Annotated in this window: 22 protein-coding genes; 7 read left to right on the top strand and 15 right to left on the bottom strand. The window is 67.6% G+C overall.

Going from position 1 to position 26,118, the window contains the following annotated elements; all coding sequences use genetic code 11:
- The first annotated feature begins 84 nt into the window (after positions 1 to 84).
- The 3 genes from Taqua_RS03395 (at position 85) to rsxB (ending at position 3,479) form a co-directional block, all read left to right on the top strand.
- On the top strand, positions 85 to 1,281 hold the full coding sequence (locus Taqua_RS03395) for an amino acid aminotransferase (protein ID WP_144324729.1): 1,197 nt from the start codon (positions 85 to 87) through the stop codon (positions 1,279 to 1,281).
- A 110-nt stretch (positions 1,282 to 1,391) separates the two neighbouring features.
- Positions 1,392 to 2,795 carry a polyhydroxyalkanoate depolymerase gene (locus Taqua_RS03390; RefSeq protein WP_144324727.1) on the top strand — a complete coding sequence of 468 codons (1,404 nt, stop codon included), beginning with the start codon at positions 1,392 to 1,394 and terminating at the stop codon, positions 2,793 to 2,795.
- Positions 2,796 to 2,801: 6 nt separating this feature from the next.
- Entirely contained in the window at positions 2,802 to 3,479 is a 678-nt protein-coding gene (gene rsxB, locus Taqua_RS03385; protein WP_246094603.1) for an electron transport complex subunit RsxB, read from the top strand.
- On the opposite strand, the gene Taqua_RS03380 is transcribed toward rsxB, so the two are convergent.
- Genes Taqua_RS03380 through scpA form a run of 6 tightly spaced genes read right to left on the bottom strand, consistent with a single transcriptional unit; the run spans position 3,467 to position 11,557 of the window.
- A complete protein-coding gene (locus Taqua_RS03380; protein WP_144324725.1) occupies positions 3,467 to 3,952 on the bottom strand; it encodes a VOC family protein in 486 nt (161 codons plus the stop codon). The two genes, rsxB and Taqua_RS03380, sit on opposite strands and share 13 nt — an antisense overlap.
- Entirely contained in the window at positions 3,949 to 6,015 is a 2,067-nt protein-coding gene (gene accC, locus Taqua_RS03375) for an acetyl-CoA carboxylase biotin carboxylase subunit (protein ID WP_144324723.1), read from the bottom strand. The genes Taqua_RS03380 and accC overlap by 4 nt, the downstream gene beginning before the upstream one ends.
- Before the next feature lie 23 nt (positions 6,016 to 6,038).
- Positions 6,039 to 7,571, bottom strand: a complete 1,533-nt coding sequence (locus tag Taqua_RS03370; protein WP_144324722.1) for an acyl-CoA carboxylase subunit beta — start codon at positions 7,569 to 7,571, stop codon at positions 6,039 to 6,041.
- 16 nt (positions 7,572 to 7,587) lie between these two features.
- Positions 7,588 to 8,370 (bottom strand): BUD32 family EKC/KEOPS complex subunit, encoded by a 783-nt coding sequence (locus tag Taqua_RS03365; RefSeq protein ID WP_144324720.1) that lies wholly within the window; start codon positions 8,368 to 8,370, stop codon positions 7,588 to 7,590.
- Entirely contained in the window at positions 8,364 to 9,386 is a 1,023-nt protein-coding gene (gene meaB, locus Taqua_RS03360) for a methylmalonyl Co-A mutase-associated GTPase MeaB (RefSeq protein ID WP_144324718.1), read from the bottom strand. Before meaB ends, Taqua_RS03365 begins: the two co-directional genes overlap by 7 nt.
- Positions 9,383 to 11,557 (bottom strand): methylmalonyl-CoA mutase, encoded by a 2,175-nt coding sequence (scpA, locus tag Taqua_RS03355; RefSeq protein ID WP_144324716.1) that lies wholly within the window; start codon positions 11,555 to 11,557, stop codon positions 9,383 to 9,385. Before scpA ends, meaB begins: the two co-directional genes overlap by 4 nt.
- Before the next feature lie 93 nt (positions 11,558 to 11,650).
- On the opposite strand from scpA, the gene Taqua_RS03350 reads away from it, so the two are divergent.
- The gene (locus Taqua_RS03350; protein ID WP_144324714.1) at positions 11,651 to 12,298 is read left to right on the top strand and encodes a GntR family transcriptional regulator; all 648 of its coding nucleotides are present in this window, start codon (positions 11,651 to 11,653) and stop codon (positions 12,296 to 12,298) included.
- Here Taqua_RS03350 and dusA read toward each other — a convergent pair whose 3' ends face one another.
- The 6 genes from dusA to maiA all read right to left on the bottom strand — a co-directional run bounded on the left by dusA (position 12,299) and on the right by maiA (position 18,822).
- Complete coding sequence (gene dusA / locus Taqua_RS03345; RefSeq protein WP_144324712.1) at positions 12,299 to 13,354, bottom strand: tRNA dihydrouridine(20/20a) synthase DusA; 1,056 nt, start codon at positions 13,352 to 13,354, stop codon at positions 12,299 to 12,301.
- A 34-nt stretch (positions 13,355 to 13,388) separates the two neighbouring features.
- A complete protein-coding gene (phbB, locus tag Taqua_RS03340) occupies positions 13,389 to 14,129 on the bottom strand; it encodes an acetoacetyl-CoA reductase (protein ID WP_144324710.1) in 741 nt (246 codons plus the stop codon).
- 52 nt (positions 14,130 to 14,181) lie between these two features.
- Positions 14,182 to 15,360 carry an acetyl-CoA C-acetyltransferase gene (locus Taqua_RS03335; protein ID WP_144324708.1) on the bottom strand — a complete coding sequence of 393 codons (1,179 nt, stop codon included), beginning with the start codon at positions 15,358 to 15,360 and terminating at the stop codon, positions 14,182 to 14,184.
- Positions 15,361 to 15,365: 5 nt separating this feature from the next.
- Complete coding sequence (gene phaC, locus Taqua_RS03330) at positions 15,366 to 17,168, bottom strand: class I poly(R)-hydroxyalkanoic acid synthase (RefSeq protein ID WP_144324707.1); 1,803 nt, start codon at positions 17,166 to 17,168, stop codon at positions 15,366 to 15,368.
- 171 nt (positions 17,169 to 17,339) lie between these two features.
- Positions 17,340 to 18,158, bottom strand: a complete 819-nt coding sequence (locus tag Taqua_RS03325; RefSeq protein WP_246094602.1) for a purine nucleoside phosphorylase YfiH/LACC1 family protein — start codon at positions 18,156 to 18,158, stop codon at positions 17,340 to 17,342.
- A complete protein-coding gene (gene maiA / locus Taqua_RS03320) occupies positions 18,148 to 18,822 on the bottom strand; it encodes a maleylacetoacetate isomerase (protein WP_144324705.1) in 675 nt (224 codons plus the stop codon). The genes Taqua_RS03325 and maiA overlap by 11 nt, the downstream gene beginning before the upstream one ends.
- A 198-nt stretch (positions 18,823 to 19,020) precedes the next feature.
- Here maiA and Taqua_RS03315 point away from each other — a divergent pair, with 198 nt between their 5' ends.
- Complete coding sequence (locus tag Taqua_RS03315; RefSeq protein WP_144324703.1) at positions 19,021 to 20,064, top strand: TRAP transporter substrate-binding protein; 1,044 nt, start codon at positions 19,021 to 19,023, stop codon at positions 20,062 to 20,064.
- A 43-nt stretch (positions 20,065 to 20,107) separates the two neighbouring features.
- Positions 20,108 to 20,653, top strand: coding sequence for an NUDIX hydrolase (locus tag Taqua_RS03310; protein WP_144324701.1), 546 nt, complete (start codon positions 20,108 to 20,110; stop codon positions 20,651 to 20,653).
- 65 nt (positions 20,654 to 20,718) lie between these two features.
- Here Taqua_RS03310 and Taqua_RS03305 read toward each other — a convergent pair whose 3' ends face one another.
- Positions 20,719 to 20,985, bottom strand: coding sequence for a hypothetical protein (locus Taqua_RS03305; protein ID WP_144324699.1), 267 nt, complete (start codon positions 20,983 to 20,985; stop codon positions 20,719 to 20,721).
- Positions 20,986 to 21,211: 226 nt separating this feature from the next.
- On the opposite strand from Taqua_RS03305, the gene Taqua_RS03300 reads away from it, so the two are divergent.
- The gene (locus tag Taqua_RS03300; RefSeq protein ID WP_144324697.1) at positions 21,212 to 21,553 is read left to right on the top strand and encodes an Hpt domain-containing protein; all 342 of its coding nucleotides are present in this window, start codon (positions 21,212 to 21,214) and stop codon (positions 21,551 to 21,553) included.
- A 3-nt stretch (positions 21,554 to 21,556) separates the two neighbouring features.
- Here the strand turns inward: Taqua_RS03300 and Taqua_RS03295 are convergent, their stop codons facing one another.
- Together Taqua_RS03295 and smc are read right to left on the bottom strand one after the other, a co-directional pair.
- Entirely contained in the window at positions 21,557 to 22,585 is a 1,029-nt protein-coding gene (locus tag Taqua_RS03295) for a cell division protein FtsZ (RefSeq protein WP_144324695.1), read from the bottom strand.
- Entirely contained in the window at positions 22,582 to 26,115 is a 3,534-nt protein-coding gene (gene smc, locus Taqua_RS03290) for a chromosome segregation protein SMC (RefSeq protein WP_144324693.1), read from the bottom strand. Before smc ends, Taqua_RS03295 begins: the two co-directional genes overlap by 4 nt.
- Positions 26,116 to 26,118: the final 3 nt, after the last annotated feature.

The following is a 26,118-nucleotide window of genomic DNA, read 5'->3' as shown; positions in this document are numbered from 1 at the left end:
CGGGCGCTCCCTTCATGGCCGCCGCCGCGACCACCTTGCGCTGCGCACCGTCCACCGCCCTCAGACCCCGAAAGACCCCCGATCATGACGCTGTTTGCCCACGTCGAAATGGCCCCGCGCGACCCCATTTTGGGCCTCAACGAACAGTTTGCCGCCGACCCCCGCCCCACCAAAGTCAACCTGGGCGTGGGGGTGTACTACGACGACAACGGCAAGCTGCCGCTGCTGCAGTGCGTGCAGCAAGCCGAGGCCCAACTGATGGCGCAGCCGGTGCCGCGCGGCTACCTGCCCATCGACGGCCTGCCCGCCTACGACAACGCCGTCAAGGCGCTGGTGTTTGGCGCCGACAGCGACGTGGTGCGCAGCGGCCGTGTGGCCACCGTGCAGGCGCTGGGTGGCACGGGCGCGCTCAAGATCGGGGCGGACTTTTTGCGCAAGCTCAACCCCAACGCCCAGGTGTTGATCAGCGACCCAAGCTGGGAAAACCACCGCGCGTTGTTCAGCAACGCGGGCTTTGCCGTGGCCACCTACGCCTACTACGACGCCGCAGCGCGCGGCGTCAACGTCGACGGCATGCTGGCCAGCCTGCGCGCGGCCGCCCCCGGCACCATCGTCGTGCTGCACGCCTGCTGCCACAACCCCACCGGCTACGACCTCACGCCCGAGCAATGGGACGCCGTGGTGGCCGTCGTGCGTGAGCGCGGTCTGGTGCCGTTTTTGGACATGGCCTACCAGGGCTTTGGCCATGGCATCGCCGAAGACGGCGCCGCCGTGCGCAAATTTGTCGAGGCGGGGTTGGACGTATTCGTGGCGACCTCGTTTTCCAAGAGCTTTAGCCTGTACGGCGAGCGTGTGGGCGCCTTGTCGGTGGTGTGCGCCGACAAGGATGAGGCCGAGCGTGTGCTGTCGCAGCTCAAAATCGTCGTGCGCACCAACTACTCCAACCCGCCCACCCACGGCGCCGCCGTGGTGGCCAAAGTGCTGGGCACGCCCGAGCTGCGGGCCTTGTGGGAGCAGGAGCTGGGTGCCATGCGCACCCGCATCAAGGCCATGCGCGAGCAGCTGGTCACCGGCTTGCAGGCGGCCGGCGTGCAGCGCGACATGTCGTTCATCACCCGCCAGATGGGTATGTTCAGCTACTCTGGGTTGACCAAGGAGCAAATGCAGCGCCTGCGCAGTGAGTTCGGCGTCTACGGCACCGACACCGGGCGCATGTGCGTGGCGGCGCTCAACAGCCGCAACATCGACTACGTGTGCAAGGCCATCGCAGCGGTGCTGTGAGCTTGCTTGTTGTCCCCGAGGTGACCGACCCACGGGGATTGTGCCAGTGGCGCGCGCATCAGCTTCCTGTTATATTTGCTGCACCGCAACATTGACACCAAGGAGCTGGCATGCTGTACCACCTGTACGAGGCGCAGCGCGCGTTGATCGAACCGTTTTCCGACTTCGCGGCGGTGGCCGCGAAGATGTTCGCCACGCCCACCTCGCCACTGGCGCAGGTGCCGTTCGCGCAGCGCATCGCCGCCGCGTACGACCTGCTGCACCGCCTGGGCAAGGACTACGAAAAACCCGAGTTCGGCATCCGCACCTTCGAGATCGAAGGCGTACAGGTGGCGGTTCACGAGCGCGTCGAGATCGACAAGCCGTTTTGCCAGCTGCGCCGCTTCAAGCGCTACGCCGACGACCCCGCCACGCTGGCGCGGCTGAAGGACGAACCGGTCGTGCTGATCGTGGCGCCGTTGTCAGGCCACCACGCGACGCTGCTGCGCGACACGGTGCGCACGATGTTGCGTGACCACAAGGTGTACATCACCGACTGGAAAAACGCGCGCATGGTGCCGCTGGCCGACGGTGACTTTCACCTGGACGATTATGTCCACTACGTCATCGAGTTCATCCACTACCTGCAGCGCAATTACGGCAACTGCCATGTGATGAGCGTGTGCCAGCCCACGGTGCCGGTGCTGGCGGCGGTGTCGCTGATGGCCAGCCGCGGCGAGCGCACGCCGCTGTCGATGACGATGATGGGCGGCCCGATCGACGCGCGCCGCTCACCCACCGCGGTCAACAACCTGGCCACCCAACGCAGCCTGGCCTGGTTCGAAAACAACGTCGTCTACCGTGTGCCGCCGGGCTTTCCGGGCGAAGGCCGGCGGGTCTACCCGGGCTTTTTGCAGCATGCCGGGTTTATCGCAATGAACCCGGACCGGCACCTCAACAGCCACTACGACTACTTTCAACACCTCATCCAAGGCGACAACGAAAGCGCCGAGGCCCACCGCCAGTTTTACGACGAATACAACGCGGTGCTGGACATGGACGCCAACTACTACCTGGAAACGATCCGCACGGTGTTCCAGGAGTTTCGCCTCGTGCATGGGACATGGGACGTGCGCGCCCCGGACGGCCGCCTGGAGCGGGTGCGCCCGCAGGATATCCGCAACACGGGACTGTTGACCGTGGAGGGCGAGCTGGACGATATCTCCGGCAGCGGGCAAACGCGCGCCGCGCACGACCTGTGCACCGGCATTGCCGCCGACGAACGCGAGCACTTCGAGGTGCAAGGTGCCGGGCACTACGGCATTTTCAGTGGCCGACGCTGGCGCGAGAAGGTCTACCCGGTGGTGCGCGACTTCATCGCCCGCCACCAACCGAAAGCGGCCGGTGTCGAAACGGCCGACGACGAATCCGAAGCGGCACTGATGGCCGCGGCGATCCAGCGCGACAGCAGCGTCGAGCCGTCAACCACCCCGGCCGCAAGCCGCCGGCGTCGCCGTGCACAACCCGGAGCGTAAGGTACGGTGCCATCCACCGTGGACAAGGCCGAGCTTGCCGCGCGGATCGACGCGGCGCTGCCGCAAACCCAGTGCACGCGCTGCGGCTACCCGGACTGCCGTGCCTACGCCGAGGCCATCGCAACCCAGGGCGCGGCCATCAACCGCTGCCCGCCCGGGGGGCAACAAGGTGTGCAGCGCCTGGCCGCGCTGACCGGCCAGGCGGTCATCCCGCTGGACCCCGACTGCGGAACCGAAGGCCCGATGGGCGTGGCCGTCATCGACGAGGATTGGTGCATCGGCTGCACGCTGTGCCTGAAAGCCTGCCCGACCGACGCCATCGTCGGCGCGCACAAGCGGATGCACACCGTCATCGAGCCCGAGTGCACCGGCTGCGAGTTGTGCATCCCTGTGTGCCCGGTGGACTGCATCCAGATGGTGGTGACCACGCCCGGGCGCACCGGCTGGGCCGCGTGGAGCGACGCGCAGGCCGAACGCGCGCGCCAGCGTTACCACGCGCGTCGCCAGCGGCTGCAGCGGCAAGCCGACGAGCACCAGGCCCGCCAACTGGCCAAGGCCGAGGCCAAACTGGCCGACCTGGCCGCGCATTCCAAACACACCGACCCCGCGCTGCTGGAACGCAAGCGGGCGCTGGTGCAGGCGGCCATCGACAAAGCGCGCGCCGCGCGCCGTCAGGTCGGCTGAGCGGCCAGCGCCTCGAACGCACGCACCACTTCCGGCGGCGCCTGCACCAGCTCGATCAACACGCCCTCGCCACCTTGCGGGAAGGCGTCGTTGCCTTTGGGGTGGATGAAGCAGATGTCGTAGCCGGCCGCCCCTTGGCGGATGCCGCCAGGGGCAAAGCGCACGCCCTGCGCCGTCAGCCATTCGACCGCTTTCGGCAGATCATCCACCCACAGCCCCACGTGGTTCAACGGCGTGGCGTGCACTGCGGGCTTTTGGTCCGGGTCCAGCGGTTGCATCAGGTCCACCTCCACCCGCAGCGGTCCGTGGCCGACGGCGCAAATATCCTCATCGACGTTTTCGCGCGCGCTGACGAACGTGCCGGTGACTTGCAGGCCCAACAGTTCCACCCATAGCCGCCGCAGCCGCGCCTTGTCCGGCCCGCCGACGGCGATTTGCTGGATACCCAACACCCGAAACGGACGCGTGTTCATCGCTCGAACTCCACGATCGGCTGATCGACGACCAGGCTGTCGCCCTTGGCGGCCAGCACCTTGGCCACCACGCCATCGGCCGGCGCAAACAGAATGTTTTCCATCTTCATGGCCTCGATCACCGCCACGCGCTCGCCGGCCTGCACGCGCTGCCCGGGCTGCACCGCCACGTCCACCAGCAGCCCCGGCATCGGCGACAGCACGTAACGGCTCATGTCGGGCGGTGCCTTGTGCGGCATCAAGCGGTGCAGCTGCGCCACCCGCGGCGACACGACCAGGCACGTCAGGCGCGTGCCGTTGTGCTGCACGACCAACGCCAGCGGCTGCGTCGGCGAGCCACGCTCGACCTGGGCGGTGAACGGCCGGCCGTTGCACTCGCCGCGGATGACGATGTCGTTCAGGCGCGAGGTGGACGTGATCTTGTAGCGTGGCGCGTCGTCGCCCTGCCCCACACGCACACTGGCGTAGCCCGTTTCACCCACATACTCGTCCACATGGACCGGTGTGTAACGATGCTGTCCGCCGACGGCGTCCAGCGTGATGACAACGTAGTCCTTGCTGATCTTGGCGCCGTAGCCCGGCATCTGCCCGCTGATGCTGGCTGCGAACTCACGGCTTTTGCGGCGCACGAACGCGGCCAGCGCCACGAGGAAGTCGGGATCGTCGTGGGTGATGTCCTCCGGACGGAACCCTTGCCCGTAGTGCTGCGCGATAAAACCGGTGTTGAAGCGCCCGGCGACAAAGTCCGGGTTCGCCAGCAGCGCGGCCTGAAACGGAATGTTGCTGCTGATGCCGCGGATGACAAAGCCGTTGAGCGCCTCGCGCATCATACCAATGGCATCCTGGCGGTCCTTGCCATGCACGATCAGCTTGGCGATCATCGAGTCATAGTACATCGGTATCTCGCCGCCCTCGAACACCCCGGTGTCGATGCGCACGCCGTAGCGGTGCGCGGTGTCGCCGGCCCACATCGTGGCCTGCGGCGGCTTGAAATGCACCAGCCGCCCGGTGGACGGCAAAAAGTTGCGCATCGGGTCTTCGGCGTTGATGCGGCACTCGATGGCCCAGCCCTCGCGCCGGATGTCGGCCTGGGTGAAGGGGAGCTTTTCGCCAGCGGCCACGCGGATCATCAGCTCCACCAGGTCTAGGCCGGTGATGCATTCGGTCACCGGATGCTCGACCTGCAGCCGGGTGTTCATCTCCAGGAAATAAAAGCTCTGGTCCTTGCCGACCACGAACTCCACCGTGCCGGCACTTTGGTAGCTCACCGCCTTGGCCAGTGCCACGGCCTGCGCACCCATGGCGGCGCGGGTTCCTTCGCTGATGAAGGGTGACGGGGCTTCTTCGATGACCTTTTGGTGACGGCGCTGGATCGAACACTCGCGCTCCCACAGGTACACGACGTTGCCGTACGCGTCGCCCAGCACCTGAATCTCGATGTGGCGCGGCTCCTCGACAAACTTTTCAATGAAGACGCGGTCGTCACCGAAGCTGGCGCGCGCCTCGTTGCGGCACGAGGTGAAGCCCTCCAGCGCCTCCTTGTCGTTGTAGGCCACCCGCAGCCCCTTGCCGCCGCCGCCCGCGCTGGCCTTGATCATCACCGGGTAGCCAATCTCGCGCGCGATCTGCACCGCCTGCTCGGGCGTGTCGATGGGGTCGTTGTAACCTGGGATGGTGTTGACCCCGGCCTCCTTGGCCAGCTTTTTGGACGCGATCTTGTCGCCCATCGCGGCGATCGCCTGATGCTTGGGGCCGATGAAAACCAGGCCCTCTTCCTCCACGCGGTGGGCGAACTCTTCGTTCTCGCTCAGAAAACCGTAACCCGGGTGGATGGCCTGCGCCCCGGTGGACTTGGCCGCGGCGATGATCTTGTCGGCCACCAGGTAGCTTTCGCGGCTGGGCGCCGGGCCGAGGTACACGGCCTCGTCGGCCAGGCGCACATGGCGAGCCTCGCGGTCGGCTTCGGAATACACCGCCACGGTGGCAATGCCCATTTTTTTGGCGGTGGCGATGACGCGGCAGGCGATTTCGCCGCGGTTGGCAATTAGGATTTTTTTAAACATAGGCGTTCTCCATCGACGCGCCATCACAACGGGATGTTGCCGTGCTTGCGCCACGGGTTGTCGAGCTTTTTGTCCTTCAGTATGGCCAACGAGCGGCAAATGCGCTTGCGCGTCTCGTGCGGCAAAATGACATCGTCGATGTAGCCGCGCTCGGCCGCGACGAACGGGTTGGCAAAACGGCGTTTGTATTCGGCCTCACGCTCGGCCAGCTTGGCGGGGTCTTTTTTGTCCTCGCGGAAAATAATTTCCACCGCCCCCTTGGCACCCATGACCGCGATTTCCGCGTTGGGCCAGGCCAGGTTGACGTCGCCGCGCAGGTGCTTGGAGGCCATCACGTCGTAGGCGCCGCCGTAGGCCTTGCGGGTGATGACGGTGATCTTCGGCACCGTCGCTTCGGCGTAGGCATACAGCAGCTTGGCGCCGTGCTTGATGATGCCGCCGTACTCCTGCGCGGTGCCGGGCAAAAACCCCGGCACATCGACAAACGTGATGACGGGGATATGGAAGGCGTCGCAAAAGCGCACGAAGCGCGCCGCCTTGATCGACGACTTGATGTCCAGGCAGCCGGCCAACACCAGCGGTTGGTTGGCCACGATGCCCACCGTTTGCCCATCCATGCGGGCAAAGCCGACGATGATGTTTTGGGCGTACTCCGGCTGGATTTCGAAAAAGTCGCCGTCGTCGACCGTCTTGAGGATCAACTCCTTCATGTCGTACGGCTTGTTGGGGTTGTCCGGCACCAGCGTATCCAGGCTGAGCTCGCAGCGGTCGATGGGGTCACCGGTGCGGCGCACCGGGGGTTTTTCGCGGTTGGACAGCGGCAGGTAGTTGAACAGGCGGCGCACCATCAACAACGCTTCGACGTCGTTGTCGAACGCGCGGTCGGCCACCCCGCTTTTGGTCGTGTGCGTCACAGCCCCGCCCAGCTCCTCGGCGGTGACTTCTTCGTGCGTGACGGTCTTGACCACCTCCGGTCCGGTGACGAACATGTAGGAGGTGTCCTTGACCATGAAGATGAAGTCGGTCATCGCGGGGCTGTACACCGCGCCGCCCGCGCACGGCCCCATGATGACGCTGATTTGCGGGATGACGCCCGAGGCCAGCACGTTGCGCTGGAACACCTCGGCGTAGCCGCCCAGGGAGGCAACGCCTTCCTGGATGCGCGCGCCGCCGGAGTCGTTCAGGCCAATGACGGGCGCGCCGACCTTCATGGCCTGGTCCATGATCTTGCAGATTTTTTCGGCGTGTGCCTCGGACAGTGCACCGCCGAAGACGGTGAAATCCTGGCTGAACACGAACACCAGGCGGCCGTTGATGGTGCCGTAACCGGTGACGACCCCATCGCCGGGGATTTTGTTGTCGGCCATGCCGAAATCGGTGCAGCGGTGCTCGACGAACATATCCCACTCTTCGAAGCTGCCTTCGTCGAGCAACGCCTCGATGCGCTCACGGGCCGTGAGCTTGCCTTTGCCGTGCTGGGCTTCGATACGCTTGGGGCCTCCGCCCAGCCGCGCTGCGGCGCGCTTGCGCTCGAGCTGTTCGAGAATGTCTTGCATGAAGGCTCTCCGATGTTTATGGATGTCGAAGTCGATACCGGTGCAGATGCAGGGCTGCTGCGCGAATGGCAATGCCGTCGCGTCCCCATAGCTTGCGATTGTTGGACAAGTGCCGCAGCCAGGCCAGCCGATTCGCTGCTAGCGCCAGCGCGCGCTGCACTTTTGGGGTTTCCTGAGATAGGATGAAGTCGAGCTGCTCGTCGATCCAGCGGTGTGAGACATCAAGCAGCCACAGCGAAGATTGAAAAAAGGCAAGCCAATCCCTGGCTTGCGCATCGGTCAAGTTCATGACCTCCAGGGGATCATCCTCGAAATCGATGGCCCCCACCCCCTGCGGCAGCATAATCAAGTTGCGCGCAAAGCACTGACTGAAATAGACGCCCGCCATGTGCGCGTCAAGCACATACTGAGCGCAACGCAGCCAGGCTTGTCGGGCAATTTCCCCCCCCCCCTCGGCAAGCTGACACACCAGGTTGGTGCTACCCATGTTCTCCATGACGAAGTAGTCCTGCGCGACGTGCAGCACCTTCGGCACTCGCACGCCAACAGCCGCCAGGGCACGCAAACGCCTCACCTCGACGTCCTGAGCCTTTTGTCCGCCGTGCACCGGCACGGCTTTCAGACACGGCACACCCGCCAACGCGGCTATTCCATTGAGCACGCGATGCGCCCACGGACCACGCGCGGGACGCTGTCCCTTGACCACCATCCGGCCTTCAGGCAAATCGAAAAACTCGATCCGATGGCGACGCCAGCCTGGCGAAGACTCGATGATTTCGATCGAACGCGCGCTCAGCATGCCATCTCCTGCGAGCGGAGGAACACAGCTAACAACTCGCGCGCGGCCACCGACGGCACCGTGCGGCCGGCCAGCACCGCCTCGGTCAACGGGGCCAGGCGCTCGCGCACGCCGGGGTGGCCGGCAAACGCTTCGCGCAGGCCCGCATCGATGCGCTCCCACATCCAGGCCTGGGCCTGACGCTGGCGCCGCGACTGCATGCGCCCGCTTTGGCGCTGCCGATCGACGAACGACTGCACCGCGTCCCAAAACGCCTCGATGCCCTGCCCCTGCAAGGCGCTGAGCTGCATCACGCGCGGCGCGCCGTCATCATCGGCATCGGTGGCTCGCCCGTGCAACCCCAGCAGCCGCAGCGCGCTGGTGATGGTGGCTTGCGCCCGGGTGGCGGCGTCGGGGTCGAGGTCGGCTTTGTTGATGACGATGAGGTCGGCCACCTCCATGATGCCTTTTTTGATCGCCTGCAGGTCGTCACCCGTGTTGGGCAGTTGCAGCACGCACAACAGGTCGGTCATGCCCGCCACGGCGGTTTCGCTCTGGCCGACACCGACGGTCTCGACGATGACGATGTCGTAGCCCGCGGCCTCACACACCAGCATCGCCTCGCGCGTCTTGGCAGCCACACCGCCCAACGTGCCGCCGCTGGGGCTGGGTCGGATGAAGGCACGCTCGTGCACGGACAGCTTTTCCATGCGGGTTTTGTCGCCCAAAATCGAGCCACCCGACACGCTGCTGCTGGGGTCGACGGCCAGCACCGCCACCCGGTGGCCGCGCGCCACCAGCCACAGCCCCAGGGCCTCGATGAACGTGCTCTTGCCCACGCCGGGCACGCCGCTGATGCCCAAGCGCAGCGCCTTACCCGTGTGCGGCAGCAGCGCATCCAGCAACGCGTCGGCTTGTTGGCGGTGGTCGGCGCGGGTCGATTCCAGCAGCGTGATGGCCTTGGCCATCGCGCGGCGCTGCTGCATGAGGGCGCCGTGCAGCAGGGCCTGCAGCAGGCTTTCGGTGGCCGGGTTCATGACCGCTGGGCGCCGCGCTCGGTGAGGGCCTGGCGGATTTTTTCCAGCACGTCCTTGGCGCTGGCCGGGATGGGTGTACCGGGGCCATATATGCCCTTGACGCCCGCTTCGTAGAGGAATTCGTAATCCTGGCGCGGGATGACGCCGCCGACGAAAACGACGATGTCGTCCGCCCCCTGCTTGCGCAGCTCCTCGATGATGGCCGGCACCAGCGTCTTGTGCCCAGCAGCCAGCGTGCTGATGCCCACCGCGTGCACGTCGTTTTCGATCGCTTGCCGCGCGCATTCCTCGGGCGTTTGGAACAGCGGACCGATGTCCACGTCGAAGCCCAGGTCGGCGTACGCTGTGGCCACGACCTTGGCACCGCGGTCGTGCCCGTCCTGGCCCAGCTTGGCGATCATCACGCGAGGGCGTCGGCCAAACTCGGCGGCAAAGGCGTCGATTTCGGCCTTGAGCTTGTTCCAGCCCTCGGCACTGTCATAAGCGGCAGCGTACACCCCGGTCACCTTTTGCGTATCGGCGCGGTGGCGCCCAAACACTTTTTCCAGCGCGTCCGAGACTTCGCCCACCGTCGCGCGGACGCGCATGGCCTCGATCGACAGGGCCAGCAGGTTGCCCTGGCCCGTGCGCGCGCACTCGGTCAGCGCGTCCAGCGCACGCTGCACCGCCGCGGCGTCGCGCGTGGCGCGGATGCGTTGCAGCCGCGCGATCTGCGCCTGACGCACCTTGAGGTTGTCCACCTCGAGAATCTCGACCGGGTCCTCTTTGTCGAGCCGGTACTTGTTGACGCCGACGATGACGTCTTTGCCGCTGTCGATGCGGGCCTGCTTTTCGGCCGCGCTGGCTTCGATCTTGAGCTTAGCCCAGCCGCTTTGGACGGCGCGCGTCATGCCCCCCATGGCGTCGATCTCCTCGATCAACGCCCAGGCCTTGTCGGCCATTTGCTGGGTCAGCGCCTCCATCATATAGCTGCCGCCCCAGGGGTCGATGACGTTGGTGATGTGCGTTTCTTCTTGCAGAATCAGTTGGGTGTTGCGTGCGATGCGGGCCGAAAACTCGGTCGGCAGCGCGATGGCCTCGTCGAAGCTGTTGGTGTGCAGCGACTGCGTGCCACCAAACACGGCCGCCATCGCTTCGATGGTGGTGCGCACGATGTTGTTGTAGGGGTCTTGCTCGGTCAGGCTCCAGCCCGAGGTCTGGCAGTGCGTGCGCAGCATCAGGCTCTTGGGGTTCTTGGCGCCAAAGCCCTTCATGATGCGGCACCACAGCAGGCGCGCCGCCCGCATCTTGGCGATCTCGAGGTAAAAGTTCATCCCGATCGCCCAAAAAAAGCTCAGCCGCCCGGCGAACTCGTCCACATCCAAGCCCTTGGCCAGCGCGGTCTTGACGTACTCCTTGCCGTCGGCCAGCGTGAAGGCCAGCTCCAGCGCCTGGTTGGCGCCGGCCTCCTGCATGTGGTAGCCGGAGATGCTGATCGAGTTGAACTTCGGCATGTGCCGCGCCGTGTACTCGATGATGTCGCCGATGATGCGCATCGAGGGCTCGGGCGGGTAGATATAGGTGTTGCGGACCATGAACTCCTTGAGGATGTCGTTTTGGATCGTCCCCGAGAGTTGGTCCTGGCGCACGCCCTGCTCCTCGGCCGCCACCACGTAGCCGGCCAGCACGGGCAGCACCGCGCCGTTCATCGTCATCGACACCGACACCTTGTCCAGCGGGATGCCTTCGAACAGGATCTTCATATCCTCCACGCTGTCGATGGCCACGCCGGCCTTACCGACGTCGCCGACCACGCGCGGGTTGTCGCTGTCGTAGCCGCGGTGGGTGGCCAGGTCGAAGGCCACGCTGACGCCTTGCGCGCCGGCGGCCAAGGCCTTGCGGTAAAAGGCGTTGGATTCTTCGGCGGTGGAAAACCCGGCGTATTGACGGATCGTCCAGGGCTTGACGGCGTACATCGTGGCCTGCGGGCCGCGGATGAACGGCTCGAACCCCGGCAGCGTGTCGGTGTACGGCAGGTCGCGCACATCGGCCGCGGTGTACAGCGGCTTGACCGTGATGCCCTCGGGCGTGACCCAGTTCAGGCTTTCCAGCGGCGCGCCCTTGAGCGACTTGCGCGCGGCGGCTTCCCACTCGGCCAGGGTGGCGGGACGGAATTCAGGCGTGGTGGTCATGGGGTTCTCAGCGGGGTGACGTGCTTGGATGCGGCAAGTTTACCGCATTCATAATTATTGATGACGCATGCAGGCGCCTGTATCATACGCCCCATGACCGCCGTGCCCCTGCTTTCTCGCGCGTTGTACGAAGAAGTGGCCGACTGGCTGCGCCAGCGCATCTTCAGCCGTGAGCTGCCGCCGGGGACGTGGATCGACGAGATGAAGATCGCGCAGGAGCTGGGCATCAGCCGCACGCCGCTGCGCGAGGCGATCAAGGTGCTGGCCGCAGAGGGCCTGGTGACGATGAAAGTGCGCCGCGGCGCCTACGTCACCGAGGTTTCGCAGCAGGACTTGCGCGAGGTGTACGAGCTGCTGGCGCTGCTGGAAGCCGACGCGGCCGAAGCGGCGTGCTGGCGCGCCACCGACGAGGAGCTGGCCGAGCTGCGCCGCATGCACGAGCAGCTCGAAGCCGCCGCGGACCCCGCCACCGGTTCACGCGAGCGGTTTTTCGAGCTCAACGAGGCGTTTCACTTGCGCGTGCTCGACCTGGGCCACAACCGCTGGCGCAAGCAATTGGTGCAGGACCTGCGCAAAGTCATGAAGCTCAACCGCCACGGGTCGTTGTTCAAGCAAGGACGGGTGGCCGAGTCGCTGGCCGAGCACCGCGCCATCCTGGACGCGCTGTGCGCACGCAACCCCAAGGCCGCCGCCGAGGCGGTGCGGCGCCACTTTGCCAACGGCCTGCAGGCCGCAGTGTGATCAGGCCAGAGGCCGCTCGGGCGTGCGGGCTGCGGCCTGCAGCGCCTCGCGTGCCAGCGCGGCCACCTCATGCACCGGACGGCGTTTGAGCCGGTGGTCGCTCCAGACCTGACGCCAGCGCCGCGCACCCGGCTGGCCGTGGCGCAGCCCCAGCATGTGGCGCGCGATGGCGTACCACCCGCCGGGTAGCGCTGGACCGACCCGGGCCATGTAGTCCACCATCGCCGCCTCAACCGCATCGCGGTCCACGGCCGGGCCGCTGGCACCGAAGTAGGAGGCGTCCCACGCGGCCAGCCACCAGGGATTGTGGTACGCCTCGCGCCCGACCATGACGCCGTCGACGTGGCGCAGCTGCTCGGCCACCTGCGCATCGGTGGTGATGCCGCCGTTGACGACGATGACCAGGTGGGGGAAGTCGCGCTTGAGCCGGTGCACCACCTCGTAGCGCAACGGCGGTACGGTGCGGTTTTCGGCGGGGCTGAGTCCGTCCAGCCAGGCGTTGCGCGCGTGCACGATGAAGACGTCGCAGCCGGCCTCGGCCACCGTGCCGACGAAATCACGCACGAAGCCGTAGTCCTCCACCCGGTCGATGCCGATGCGGTGCTTGACGGTGACCGGCACGCGCACGGCGTCGCGCATGGCCCGCATGCTGTCAGCCACGAGGCGCGGGTGCTCCATCAGGCAGGCGCCGAACGCCCCCCGCTGCACGCGGGGGCTGGGGCAGCCGCAGTTGAGGTTGATCTCGTCGTAGCCCCAAGCCTCGCCCATGCGGGCGCACACAGCCAGCTCACGTGGGTCGTTGCCACCCAACTGCAACGCCACCGGGTGTTCGACCGGATCAAACGCCAAATGGCGTGCGATGTCGCCGTGCAGCAACGCGCCCGTGGTCACCATTTCGGTGTACAGGCGCGCCCGGCGCGTGAGTAGGCGGTGCAGCCAACGGCAGTGGCGGTCCGTCCACTCCATCATCGGGGCCACGCTCAGCCGCCACGCGGCGGCCCGGGCATGGTCACCCGCTGGTAAGGGAGGCTGGGGGCTCGGGGCGGTGTCGTTCATCACCCCGTATTGTCCACCCGTTGGGCACGCGGCGTCAGCCCATGTGCAAGCCGCCGTTGATCGAGAAGTCCGCCCCCGTGGCAAAACCGGCGTCGTCGCTGGCCAGCCACGCGACGATGGAGGCGATTTCGCGCGGCTGACCCAGCCGCTTGACGGGGATTTGCGCGATGATCTTTTCCAGCACGTCGGGCCGAATGGCCTTGACCATGTCGGTGGCGATGTAGCCCGGGCTGACCGTGTTGACGGTGATGCCCTTGGAGGCCAGCTCCTGCGCCAACGCCATCGTGAAGCCGTGCATGCCGGCTTTGGCGGCCGAGTAGTTGGTCTGGCCCGCCTGGCCTTTTTCGCCGTTGACCGACGAAATCTGGATGATGCGCCCCCAGCCGCGCTCGATCATGTCCGGCACCACCTGCTTGGTGACGTTGAACATCGACGTCAGGTTGGTGTTGATGACGGCGTCCCAGTCTTCCTTTGTCATCTTGACGAACAAGCGGTCGCGCGTGATGCCGGCGTTGTTGACCAGCACGTCGATCGGGCCGTGCTCGGCCTTGGCCTTGGCAAAGGCCTGCACGACGCTGTCCCAATCGGCGACGTTGCCGACGCTGGCATAGAACGTGTAGCCCAGCGCCTTTTGCTCGTCGAGCCACTTTTGGTAGTCGCGCGTGGGGCCGCAGCCGGCGATGACTTTGAAGCCGTTGTCGTGCAAAGCCTGGCAAATGGCGGTGCCAATGCCACCCATGCCGCCGGTGACGTAGGCGACGCGTTGTTGAGCCATGGTGGGAGTCTCCTCTCTGGTGGGTTGGAAGCTTGGGGGAAGGCGGGGTCGATCAGCGCTCGACGGTGAGCGCCACGCCCATGCCGCCGCCGATGCACAGCGCCGCCAGACCCTTGCGGGCGTTGCGGCGTTGCATTTCGTGCAACAGCGTCACCAGGATGCGGCAGCCCGAGGCGCCGATGGGGTGGCCCAGCGCGATGGCGCCGCCATTGACGTTGACCTTGGCCGGGTCGATGCCCAGGGCCTGGTTGACCGCACAGGCCTGCGCCGCGAAGGCTTCGTTGAGCTCGGCCAGCTCCACGTCGTCCACCGACCATCCGGCCCGCTGCAAGGCCTTTTGCGAAGCCGGCACCGGCCCCATGCCCATCGTGGCGGGGTCCAGGCCGCTGGTGGCGAAGCTGGCGATGCGTGCCAGCGGCGTCAAGCCCAACTGCGCGGCCTTGCTGGCCTTCATCACCATCACCGCTGCCGCGCCGTCGTTGATGCCGCTGGCGTTGCCGGCGGTGACGCTGCCGGCTTTGTCAAACGCGGGCTTGAGTCCGGCCAACGCTTCCGCGCTGGTCTTGCGGTTGATGTACTCGTCGGTGTCGAACACCAGCGGGTCGCCCTTGCGCTGCGGGATCGACACCGGCACGATTTCGTCCTTGAACTTGCCGGCGTCCTGGGCGGCGGCGGCCTTTTGTTGGCTGGCCAGCGCCAGCGCGTCCTGCATCTCACGCGTGATGCCATGGGCTTTGGCGACGTTTTCGGCGGTGATGCCCATGTGGTACTGGTTGTAGACGTCCCACAGGCCGTCGACGATCATCGAGTCGATCAGCTTCCAGTCGCCCATGCGCTGCCCTTCGCGGCTGCCCAGCAGGACGTGCGGCGCCAGCGACATATTTTCCTGGCCGCCGGCGATGACGATCTCGCTGTCACCCCACGCCACCGCCTGCGCGGCCAACATCACCGCCTTGAGGCCCGAGCCGCACACGGCGTTGATCGTCAGCGCTGGCGTTTCCTTCGGCACGCCGGCCTTCATCGAGGCCTGCCGTGCAGGGTTTTGCCCACAGCCCGCCGCCAGCACCTGCCCCATGATGACTTCACCCACCTGCTCCGGCGCCACGCCGGTGCGTTCCAGCAGCGCACGCACGACCGTGGCCCCGAGTTCGGTGGCCGGGGTTTTCGACAGTGTGCCGCCAAATTTGCCAATGGCGGTGCGCACGGCACCGACGATGACGATATCGTCCATGGGTTTCATCCTTTCGCTTGCGGGTTGACGGAGGCCAGCGGCGCAGACAGCAGCGTGGCCAGGGCTTCGTCGGCCTTGACACGCACGTAGCGCCCCGGCGCGGGTTCGATCGGCTTGTAGCGACGGTTGCCGTAGCTGCGCGGCGCGGCGACCTGCCGTCCGGCCTGCGCGGCCAGCCACGGCGACCAGTCGGTCCACCAGCTACCTTTGTGTTCGGTGGCGGCCCCGATCCATTCGTCCACTGTCGGCGGGAAGTGGTCGTTCGGCCCCGTCCAGAAGCTGCGCTTGCCCTTGGCGGCGGGGTTGATGACCCCCGCGATGTGGCCCGAGGCGCCCATGACGAAGCGCATCGGGCCGCCCAGGTGGCGCGTGGTGGCGTAGGCCGCGCCAATCGGCACGATATGGTCTTCGCGCGAGCCGTAGATGTAGGCAGGGATGTCGATCGCGCCCAGATCGACCGGCACCCCGCAGACCTGCAACTTGCCGGGCTGGCACAGCTCGTTTTGCAGGTAGGTATGGCGCAGGTACCAGGCGTACCACTTGCCGGGCAGGTTGGTGCTGTCGCTGTTCCAGTACAGGAGGTCAAACGGCGGCGGCGTTTCGCCCTTGAGGTAGTTGCCGACGACGTAGTTCCAGACGAGGTCGTTGGGGCGCAAAAAGCTGAACGTCGTGGCCAGGTCGCGCCCCGGCAACAGACCGCCGTTGGCAAACTGCAACTCGCGCATCGTGACGAACGCCTCGTCGATGAAGACGTCGAGCACGCCTGTTTCGGTGAAGTCCAGCAGCGTGGTCAGGAAGGTCACGCTGTGCACCTTGCGCTGGCCACGCGCGGCCAACACCGCCAGGGCCGTGCCCAGCATCGTGCCGCCGACGCAAAAGCCCAGGGTGTTGATGGTGTCGGCCTTGCCGATGTCGCGCACGATGTCGATGGCACGGATGACGGCGTCGTCGATGTAGTCGTCCCACGTGGCCTGGGCCAGCGACGCGTCGGGATTGCGCCAACTGATGACGAAGGTCCGGTGGCCCTGCTCGACTGCGTAGCGCAGGAACGAGTTGTCCGGCTGCAAGTCCAGGATGTAGTACTTGTTGATGCACGGTGGCACCACCAGCAGCGGACGCTCGTACACCTTGGGCGTCAGCGGCTTGTACTCGATCAGCTGAAACAGCGCGTTTTCGAACACCACCTGCCCTTCGGTGGTGGCGACGTTGCGCCCCACTTCAAAAGCGTTGGGGTCGGTCATCGAGACCTGGCCGCGCTGCAGGTCTTGCAACAGGTTGAGCAGGCCACGCGCCAGGCTCTCGCCACGGGTGTCGATGGCTTTTTGCAGCGCTTCGGCGTTGAATGCCAGAAAATTGCTGGGCGCGGTGGCGTCGATCCACTGCTGCACCGCAAAACGGATGCGCGCGCGCGTCTTGGCGTCGGCCTGCACCGCTTCGGCCATGCGCATCAGCGTGCGGGCGTTGAGCAGGTACAACGCGGCCTGGAATGCCGCCACCGGGTTGCTCGCCCAGGCTTGGCCCGCAAAGCGCTTGTCCGCCGGCGGGGGGACGTGCGTGCCCTGCTGCCACAGCTCGGTCAGTTCACGCAGGTAGTCTTGCTGGATCTGCAACCATTGCGCCGCGTCGAGCTGCAACGGCTGCCCCCCCAGGCCGCGCAACACTTGGGTCAATCCGGCCAGCGCGGACGCTGGCGCGGACCCGCTGGTGGCCGAGGCCCACGCTTGCTGCGCCCACTGCGTCCACGGGTTGGCGTCGAACGAAGCCCAGGTGGCCCAGGGGGTGGTGTCGTTGCGTGGCGGTTGTGCCATGGGGTCGTCTCCTCATGCTGTGGACGGGGTGCGCATACCAAGCCGCCGGCTGCGGCGTGGCGCCGCCCCCTTTCTTGCCCATGTTGCCATGGTAACGCGGTTGCATGTCTCCTCGCTTACGGCGTCGCGCCGATGACACACCCGGACACGCTGGCCAACCGTGCGCCGTCCTCACCCCAGCCACACGGCGGCCGCCATGCGGCCGCTGGCGCCATACCGTGGCGCGTCGCGGCGGTGGGAAAAAAACACCGTGGGCTGGGCGACGGTGCACCAGGCGGACGAGCCGTCGTGCCCCAGCACGCACTCCACCCCCAAGCGCTGCAGCCGTGCGCGGGCCAGCGCCGCCAGGTTGGCCAACCAGTGCCCGCGTTGGTGGGGCGACGGCACGAACGCCGCGGCGTCGTCGCGGCACGCCTGCACGAACGCGGCCTGCACCTCGGGCCCCACTTCGAACGCCTGCGCGCCGATGGCCGCGCCGATCCAGACCCGGCTGCGGGCGCGGTCGCGCCGCAGGCGCCACGCCGGCCAGTCGGCGGCCAACGCTTCCAGCACGCCCACGCCACCCTGCCCCAACAGCCCGCGCCAGCCGGCGTGCACCGCCGCCACCGACGTGCCGTCGCCGCTGGCCACGAGGATCGGCAGGCAGTCCGCCACCAGCACCACGCACGCCACCCCGGGGGCGTCGGTCCAGGCGGCGTCGGCCACCTGGCCCGGCGGTGTGCCGCCATCCACGCGGACCACGCCGACGCCATGCACTTGGCGCAACCAGACCGGTCGCACACCTAACGCCGCCTGCAGCCGCGCGCGGTTGGTGGCCACGGCCTGGGGGTCGTCGCCGACGTGGTCACCCAGGTTCAACGCTGCCCACGGCCCCACCGACACGCCTCCGACGCGGGTGCTCATCCAACCGTGCGCGCCATCGCCCAGCGTCGCCGCCAACCCCGGCAGGCCACCGCGCGCGAGCCAACGCGGGCCAGGCTCACTCGGCATCGGGGCAGCGGCTGGGGTGCGCGCGTTGGAAGGCGTCGAGCTGCATGCAGCGCTCAAACACCGCCAACGTCAGCGGTATGCCCTCGTAGACCAGACCAAAGCGCTGTCCGTTGACGATTTGCGGCACCAGGCAGCAGTCGGCCAGCGTCGGCGTGTCACCGTACGAGTACACCGACGGTGGCAAACCCAGGCGCGCACGCTCCTGCGCCAGGTCTTGCAGACGCCGCTCGTAAGCGCGCAGGCCTTCCATGACCCAGTGGTTGTACCAGGCGGTGCGTTGCGCCTCGCTCAGGCCCAGCGGTCCGGCCAGGTACTTGAGGATGCGCAGGTTGTTGATGGGGTGGATCTCACACGCGATGGTCTGCGCCAGCGCCCGCACACGCGCGCGGCCCAAAGGGTCGCGCGGCAGCAGCGGCGGCTCGGGGTGGGTTTCGTCCAGGTATTCGATGATCGCCATCGACTGGCTCAGCAGCGCGTGGTCGGGCTGCCCCTCGACGTCGAGCACCGGCACCAGGCCGTCCGGGCTGATGGCGCGGTAGGCGTCGCTGTGTTGCTCGCCCTTGGCCAGGTGCACCGGGATGTAGTCGTACGACAGCCCCTTGAGGTTGAGGGCGATGCGCACCCGAAACGAGGTGCCGGAGCGAAAGTAGTTGTACAGCTTCATGATGGCGCGATGGTGAACGAGGGGGATGTTGCAAGTCTAGCCGAGCGCCGCGCGACCCTGGGGTAAACCTCGAGGCGATCGACGCGCCGCGCTGGCCTTGAGCGGCTACACTGCGGCCTTGACAGCGTTGTGGGCCTCCAAGGCCCACGAGACCACCGCGGCCCACCTGAGCGCTCGACGTCGTAGGAGACCCTGACCATGATTCGCCGCCGCACCTTGCTTCAATCGGGCGCCGCCGTGGCGCTGGGCGCCCCCGCCCTGGCGGGGTTTGCCCAGGCCAGCGTGACGCTGAAGTTCCACACGTTCATGTCCCCGACGTCCAACGTCTGGCTTAACATGCACAAGGCCTGGATGGACAAAGTCACCAGGGACTCGGGCGGCCGCATCAAGTTCGAAGCCTACCCGGCCATGCAACTGGGGGGCTCGCCGGTGCAACTGTTCGACCAGGCCAAGGACGGCGTGGTGGACATCGTCTGGACGCTGCCGGGCAACACGCCGGGGCGCTTCCCCCGCATCGAGGTGTTCGAGCTGCCGTTCATGATGACCAACGCCGAAGCCACCTCCCGCGCACTGTGGGAGTACGTGCAAACCAAGGCACCGGACGAGTTCCGCGACGTGCGCCCGATCGCCCTGCAGGTGCACGGCCCCGGCATGTTCCACGTCAAGACCAAGCTGATCACGCAACCGGGCGATCTGCGTAGACTCAAGATGCGCGGCCCGACGCGCCAGATCACCAAGCTGTTGGGCAACCTTGGCGCCACGCCGGTGGGCATGCCGCTGCCGCAAATTCCCGATGCGCTGTCCAAAGGCGTCATCGACGGCTGCGTGATCCCGTGGGAGGTGGTGCCCTCGGTCAAGGTGCATGAGCTGACCACCTTCCACAGCGAATTCGACCGCGAGGGCAGGGCCTTGTACACGACGACGTTCGTGATGGCGATGAACAAGGCGCGCTACGAGTCGTTGCCGCCGGACCTCAAGAAGGTCATTGACGCCAACTCGGGGATCGAGACATCGGCCTTCCTGGGCCGCGTCCAACAGGCGGGCGACGCCCCGGCGCGCAAGTTGGCGGTCGAGCGCGGCAACAAGATCCACACCATCGGGCTGGCCGAGGCCCAGGCGTTCCGGCGCCAGGCACGTCAGGTCGAGGTCGAGTGGGTGCAGGACATGGACAAGCGCGGCTTCAACGGGCGCGATCTGCTTGAAACGGCACACAAGCTGATCGAGAAACACACCAAGGCCTGACCGCCGCAGCCTTCGGGGCCGTGCGGCGGCTACACTGCGGCGCATGTGGCGCAACCCGATTCGTTTTTGCCGTGCCTGCGCGGCCGCGGTGGAGTACCGTGTCCCTGACGACGGCGACAGCCGCGCGCGGGCCGTGTGCTCGAGCTGCGGAACCATCCACTACGAAAACCCGCTCAACGTGGTGGGCACCGTGCCGGTGTGGGGCGACCGGGTGCTGCTGTGCCGGCGTGCCATCGAGCCGCGGCGCGGCAAATGGACGCTGCCGGCAGGCTTCATGGAGCTGGGTGAAACCACGGCCGAAGGCGCCTTGCGGGAAACGCGTGAGGAGGCCGGCGCCGACGTCGCGCTGGAAGGACTGTTCACGCTGCTCAACGTGGCGCGTGTGGGGCAGGTGCACATTTACTACCGCGCGCGGCTGTTGAGCGACCGCTTTGACCCTGGCCACGAAACGCTCGAGGCTCGCCTGTTCGCCGAACACGAGGTGCCGTGGGACGAGCTGGCCTTCCGCACCGTGCACGAAACGCTGCGGTGCTACTTCGACGACCGCCGCCGTGGTCACTTTGGGGTGCACACCGGCGATATCGTCTGAGTCCGACGCGGATCAAGCGCGCGTGCCTGGCACGCGCCGCACCAACGCCTCAAGCTCCGCGGCCGTCATCGGGCGGCCATGACCCATACCCCCTCGCCGCCTTGCTCCAGGGCCTGCCCCACCTGGCGCAAAATGCGCCCGCCACCCTGCAGGGTGGTGCGAAACCCCAGGTCCAATCGACCGCGGCCCAAGCGTGCGGCGTCCTGCGCGTGCACCCGTTGCACGAATGTTTCGCGCAGCACCCCTTGCGTGACCCGGATGCCCACCAAAGGCTCGAACTCGTCGCTCCAGCTCAGCGTGTCGTCGTCGAGCCGCCACGCCTTGCTCGCCATCGGAGGCTTCGGTCACTTGCAAGCCGTCACGCCGCAGCAGCGCCGCGACCATCGCGCGGGTGTGGTCATCGTCGCCCACCACCAGCACATGCGGGGGGTCGGCGCCTCCGCGGCCGGCGCGACATGGGTCGGCTTGGGCTCGAGCGCGCTCATGGCGTGCCAGCATAGCATGGACGGCTGAGGCTTCGGTTACCATCGCGACGCGCACCCACGGCCACCCCTTCCCATGTCTGCTTTGCTCGACACCGCCAACCTTGACACGATGCTGGATTTGCTCGGCGAGGATTTCCGTGCCATCGTGCGGCAATACGCGGCGCAACTGGATAGCGAGCTGCGCAGCATGGAGCAGGCCCGGCAGCAACAGGATTGGGCGTTGCTGCGGCGGCTGGCCCATATGCTCAAGGGCAGCAGCGGCAATGTCGGGGCGGCGGCATTGGCCGGCCAGGCCGCACTGCTGGAGTGCGCAGCGCAGCACGCCGACGCCCAGGCGGCCGACGCGGCGCTGGCGGCCCTGGCGCCGCTGGTGGCTCAAACGCGCTCGGCGCTGCTGGAAGCAGGCTACGTGTAAGCCCTAGCTGAACAGGCGCCGCGCTTGCGGCGAACCGGCTGGCAGCCCGCGGGCTTGCAACCGCTCGTACAGGGTTTGCAGCTCCGTACCAATGGCGTCCAGCGCCCGTTCGTCCAACGCCTGGCCTTGGTCGTCGCCGATCCAGCCGTCCATCGCCTGGGCCAGCGCGGTGGCCAGTTCACGCAAGCGGGCATAGGGTTGCGCCTGTTGCGCGATCTGCGGCGCGTCCAACACCAAACGCACCTCGCGCAGCACCGCCAGCGAGGGGTCGTCGGCCAGCGCGGCCTGGGATTCGAACTGCAACACCACGCACGGTGTGCCGTCCTCGCCTGGCCACACCATGCGCCCCGGCAAGGTGCCTGGCACGAACCCCAGCCGCAGCGCGTGTTGGGTGACGTACCCCGGGTTCCAGGCGGTGCGGCGTGCGCGCAGGGTCACGGCCAGCTGCGCATCGTGCTCGGCAGCGAACTGATCGAGCTCGCGCGCGCGCTGCACGACGCCAAGCATGTCGGGAAAGTCGGGCGGCGCGGCCACCAGGTGCTCGGCCCATTGGCCGACCTTGTGAACGAATTCGGAGTATTCGATCTCGTTGAGCGCGCCGGCGCGGTTGGCCAACTGCACCCCGGCGCGCAGCCGGGCGTACCGCTGGCCCGCGCGGGGCAGCTCCCAGGCGTCAGGCGGTGCACCTTCGGGCAGCGCTTCGATGGCAAACGGCTTGGTGCCGACGCGCCGGGTGGCCGGCAGCGAGGCCACCACCGCCTCGCCGCTGACGACGCGCTCCAGCGCCAGCTCGACGATGGCGTCCAGTGTCGGCGACAGCACGCGCCGGGCCGTGGCCTCCTCGCTCGTCGTCGGGGGCGTGGGTTCGAGGTGCGGCTCGACACGCTCGGGCGCCACCACGGGCGCTGGTTCGGTGCGCGGTGCCGGGGGCAGCAGGCGCCGGATTCGCCATTGGTGGTAGGCCCAAACGCCCAACAACACCGCCCCCCCGAACAGCGCTAAGGCCAGCGGCAACGCAAGGTGTTCGCTCATGGCTGCGGATTGTCCATCATGCCGACGGCTTGCTGCAGGTCCACCGCCACGATGCGCGACACACCCTGCTCCTGCATCGTGACGCCGACCAGCTGCTCGGCCATTTCCATGGCGATGCGGTTGTGGCTGATGAACAGGAACTGCGTGTCACGGCTCATGCGCGTGACCAGGCGGGCATAGCGCTCGGTGTTGGCATCGTCCAGCGGTGCGTCGACTTCGTCCAGCAGGCAAAACGGTGCGGGGTTGAGCTGGAATATTGCAAACACCAGCGCGATGGCGGTCAGCGCCTTTTCGCCGCCGGACAGCAGGTGGATGGTCTGGTTGCGCTTGCCCGGGGGCTGCGCCATCACCTGCACCCCGGCGTCCAGGATCTCGTCGCCGGTCATGATCAGGCGCGCCTGCCCGCCGCCAAACAGTTCGGGGAACATGCGGCCAAAGTGCTCGTTGACGGTGTCGAAGGTGCGCTGCAGCAACGCGCGCGTTTCGGCGTCGATGCGCTGGATGGCATCCTGCAGCGTGTGGATGGCTTGGCGCAGGTCGTCGGATTGCTGGCGCAGGAACTGTTCGCGCTCGCGCGCTGCGGCCAGCTCTTCCAGCGCGGCCAGGTTGACCGCCCCCAACGCCGCCAGCTCGCGTTGCAGCCGCGGCAGCTCCGCCTCGATCGCGCTCAGCGCCAGGGCGTCCTCGGCCACGCTGGCGGCCACCGCCTCGTCCTGCGCGCCGGCCTGCTGCAGGGCGTCGGTGTGCTGTTGCACGGCCAGCTCGGCGGCTTGCAGCTGCAGTTGCAGCTCGGTGATGCGGACGCGCAGGGGCTCCAGCTCGCGCTCGGCACGCAGGCGCTGCTCGTCCAGCGCGCGCCACTGCATGCCCAGCTCGTCGTAGCGGCTGCGGCATGCGGCCAGCTGCGCTTCGGCCTGCGCACGGCGCTGCAGCGCCTCGGCCAGCGCGGCACGCGCTGCGTCGTCGGTGTGGGTTTGCAGCTCGGCGTGCAGGGCGTCAAGTTCGGCTTGCAAGCGCTGCTGCTGGGCCACGGCGGTGTCGTGCTGGCGGTGCAGCTCGTCCAGCCGGCCCTGCAAGCTGCGCTGCGCGAACGCCGCCTCTTGCGCGCGCCGCTCCAACGCGCGCTGCTGCTCTTGCACGGCCGCGCGGCGCCGTTCGGCCTCGTGCACGGCGTCTTCGGCTTGCACTAGCGCGTTTTGCGCCACGGCCAAGTCCTCGTCCAGCGCTTCCAGCCGCCCCTGCAGCATCTCGGCACGTTCGGCCAACGCCTCCAGCGCGGCGTGCACTTCGCTGAGCTCGTCGTGCAGCCGCTGGCGCTGCTCGGTGGCTTGGCTGTGTTGCTGCTGCAGCCGCAGTCGCTCCAGCTGCGCGCCATGCCAGCGTTGCTGCGCCTCGGCCACGTCGCGCCGCGCCGCTTCGGTCGCGGCACGCAGCTCGCTCAGCTGGGCCTGCGCCCGTTGCGCGGCTTGGCGGGCTTGCTCCTCGATCAGGGCCTGCGCTCGCAACGCGCGTTGCAGTTGGTCGAGCTCGTGCGCGCGTGCCAACAGCCCGGCCTGGGGTTCGTCAGCGGCGTAAAAGCTGACGTCGTGGCGGCCCACGCTGTGCCCCTGCGGGGTGACGATGCGCTCACCCGGGCGCAGGTGTGCGCGCGCCTGCAGCGCCTGCGTCAGGTCGTCGGCCGCCCACCAGCCTTGCAGCCAGTCGGCCAACAGGGCGTACAAAGTGGCATCGTGCAGATGCAGATGCTGCAACAGCGCCACGCACCCGGGCGGGGGTGACGCCGCCGCGACCGCCGCCGCACCGGCTTGCGCGGCGTGCAGCGCCAGCCGCGCCGGTGGCGGGGTCTGCGCCATGCGGCCCAGCGTGTCGAGCTGGCCCACCGCCAGCGCCCGCACCCGCTCGCGCAGCACCGCCTCCAGCGCCGTGGCCCAGCCGGTGTCGCTGGGCAGTTGGCGCCACAACGCGACCAGGCCGTCGAGCCCGTGCTCGCGCAACCACGGCAGCAAGCGCTCGTCGGCCTGCAGCTTGTCTTGCAACGCCTGCAACGCCTGCACGCGCGCTTGCAGTTCGGCCAACCGCTGCGCCTGGGCTTGGGCGTCGCGCTGCGCCGCGGCAAGCGTGGTCTCGTGCTCGGCGCTGGCGGCCTGCAAGGTCTGCAGCCGCGCCTGCGCCTGCTGCCGGGCTTCGTCGGCCCGCTGCTCTTCGGCTTGCCAGTGCTGCAACTGCTGCGCGTCGGGCGCTTGCAGCGCACGGGCCTGCGCCTGCAGCCGCTCGGCCCGCTCGGTCAGCGCGCGGCGCTGCTCGTCCAGCGCACGTTGCTCGGCGCTGAGTCCCGCCAAGGCCCGCTGCACGTCGTGCACGCCGTCACGCTGGCGCTGCAGTTGGGTGCGCGCCTGGGTCAGCGCGTCGTCGTGCGCCTGCAGCTGGGGCGCGCATTCGTCCAGTTGGGCGCTTAGCGCTTCGGCGTCGGCCGCGGCGGCGTCCAGCTGCTGCAGCGTCGCCGCACGTTCCTGCTCGGCCACCTCGGCCCGGGTGTGCCAGTCGGCCAGCTGCGCCTGCAACGCCTGTTGGCGCTGCAGCGCACGCTGGCGGCTTTGTTCGGCGTAGCGGATCTGAGCTTCCCACTGGGCGACCTCGGCGCCCGCTTCGTACAAGCCCGCCTGGGCCTGGTTCAGTGCCTCACCGGCGTCCAAGTGCGCTTGGCGCAGCGCCTCCAGCTGCGCTTGCAGCGTGCTGAGCTCCGCCGCATGCGCCTGCAGCGCGGCGGCCGCCTGCTGGCCTTGCGCGCGCAGCTGGTCGGCTTGCTGCTGCGCGGCGCGCCGCTTCAGCCACCATTGCTGGTGCTGCCGCCGCGTCAGGCGCGCCTGCAACGCGCGGTAGCGTTGCGCCACCTCGGCCTGTTGGGTCAGGCGCTGCAGTTGTCCCTCCAGCTCGCGCAGGATGTCTTCCACCCGCGTCAGGTTGTCGCGCGTGTCGGCCAGGCGGTGTTCGGTCTCGCGGCGGCGCTCTTTGTACTTGGACACGCCCGCCGCCTCTTCCAGAAACAGGCGCAACTCCTCGGGACGGCTTTCGATGATGCGGCTGATCGTGCCCTGCCCGATGATGGCGTAGGCGCGCGGCCCCAGGCCGGTGCCCATGAAGACATCGTGCACGTCGCGCCGGCGCACCGGCTGGTTGTTGATGAAGTAGCTGCTGGTACCGTCACGCGTCAGGACGCGGCGCACGGCGATCTCGGTGTACTGGTTCCATGGCCCACCGGCGCGCCGCGCGCTGTTGTCGAATACCAGCTCGACGCTGGCGCGCTGGGCCGGCTTGCGCGTGGTGGTGCCGTTGAAGATCACGTCCTGCATGGACTCGCCACGCAACTCGCTGGCCTTGGACTCGCCCAGCACCCAGCGCACGGCGTCCATGATGTTGGACTTGCCGCAACCGTTGGGGCCCACAACGCCAATGCGCTGCCCGGGCAAGTGCAGGGTGGTGGGCTCGGCAAAGGACTTGAAGCCGGAAAGTTTGATGGTCTGCAAGCGCACGGG

The organism is Tepidimonas aquatica (genome assembly GCF_007556585.1).
Classification (GTDB): Bacteria; Pseudomonadota; Gammaproteobacteria; order Burkholderiales; family Burkholderiaceae_C; genus Tepidimonas; species Tepidimonas aquatica.
This window is presented reverse-complemented; position numbering and strand designations above follow the sequence as displayed.

What these genes read in the sequence shown, in the direction of transcription:
- phaC (WP_144324707.1), bottom strand. Translation starts at nt 17,168, where the DNA reads ATGGCACAACCGCCACGCAACGACACCACCCCCTGGGCCACCTGGGCT.
- Taqua_RS03315 (WP_144324703.1), top strand. Translation starts at nt 19,021, where the DNA reads ATGATTCGCCGCCGCACCTTGCTTCAATCGGGCGCCGCCGTGGCGCTG.
- Taqua_RS03300 (WP_144324697.1), top strand. Translation starts at nt 21,212, where the DNA reads ATGTCTGCTTTGCTCGACACCGCCAACCTTGACACGATGCTGGATTTG.
- scpA (WP_144324716.1), bottom strand. Translation starts at nt 11,557, where the DNA reads ATGACCACCACGCCTGAATTCCGTCCCGCCACCCTGGCCGAGTGGGAA.
- Taqua_RS03395 (WP_144324729.1), top strand. Translation starts at nt 85, where the DNA reads ATGACGCTGTTTGCCCACGTCGAAATGGCCCCGCGCGACCCCATTTTG.
- Taqua_RS03390 (WP_144324727.1), top strand. Translation starts at nt 1,392, where the DNA reads ATGCTGTACCACCTGTACGAGGCGCAGCGCGCGTTGATCGAACCGTTT.
- Taqua_RS03335 (WP_144324708.1), bottom strand. Translation starts at nt 15,360, where the DNA reads ATGGACGATATCGTCATCGTCGGTGCCGTGCGCACCGCCATTGGCAAA.
- Taqua_RS03295 (WP_144324695.1), bottom strand. Translation starts at nt 22,585, where the DNA reads ATGAGCGAACACCTTGCGTTGCCGCTGGCCTTAGCGCTGTTCGGGGGG.
- maiA (WP_144324705.1), bottom strand. Translation starts at nt 18,822, where the DNA reads ATGAAGCTGTACAACTACTTTCGCTCCGGCACCTCGTTTCGGGTGCGC.
- dusA (WP_144324712.1), bottom strand. Translation starts at nt 13,354, where the DNA reads ATGAACGACACCGCCCCGAGCCCCCAGCCTCCCTTACCAGCGGGTGAC.
- Taqua_RS03305 (WP_144324699.1), bottom strand. Translation starts at nt 20,985, where the DNA reads ATGGCGAGCAAGGCGTGGCGGCTCGACGACGACACGCTGAGCTGGAGC.
- phbB (WP_144324710.1), bottom strand. Translation starts at nt 14,129, where the DNA reads ATGGCTCAACAACGCGTCGCCTACGTCACCGGCGGCATGGGTGGCATT.
- Taqua_RS03370 (WP_144324722.1), bottom strand. Translation starts at nt 7,571, where the DNA reads ATGCAAGACATTCTCGAACAGCTCGAGCGCAAGCGCGCCGCAGCGCGG.
- meaB (WP_144324718.1), bottom strand. Translation starts at nt 9,386, where the DNA reads ATGAACCCGGCCACCGAAAGCCTGCTGCAGGCCCTGCTGCACGGCGCC.
- Taqua_RS03310 (WP_144324701.1), top strand. Translation starts at nt 20,108, where the DNA reads ATGTGGCGCAACCCGATTCGTTTTTGCCGTGCCTGCGCGGCCGCGGTG.
- accC (WP_144324723.1), bottom strand. Translation starts at nt 6,015, where the DNA reads ATGTTTAAAAAAATCCTAATTGCCAACCGCGGCGAAATCGCCTGCCGC.
- Taqua_RS03365 (WP_144324720.1), bottom strand. Translation starts at nt 8,370, where the DNA reads ATGCTGAGCGCGCGTTCGATCGAAATCATCGAGTCTTCGCCAGGCTGG.
- Taqua_RS03325 (WP_246094602.1), bottom strand. Translation starts at nt 18,158, where the DNA reads ATGCCGAGTGAGCCTGGCCCGCGTTGGCTCGCGCGCGGTGGCCTGCCG.
- Taqua_RS03380 (WP_144324725.1), bottom strand. Translation starts at nt 3,952, where the DNA reads ATGAACACGCGTCCGTTTCGGGTGTTGGGTATCCAGCAAATCGCCGTC.
- Taqua_RS03350 (WP_144324714.1), top strand. Translation starts at nt 11,651, where the DNA reads ATGACCGCCGTGCCCCTGCTTTCTCGCGCGTTGTACGAAGAAGTGGCC.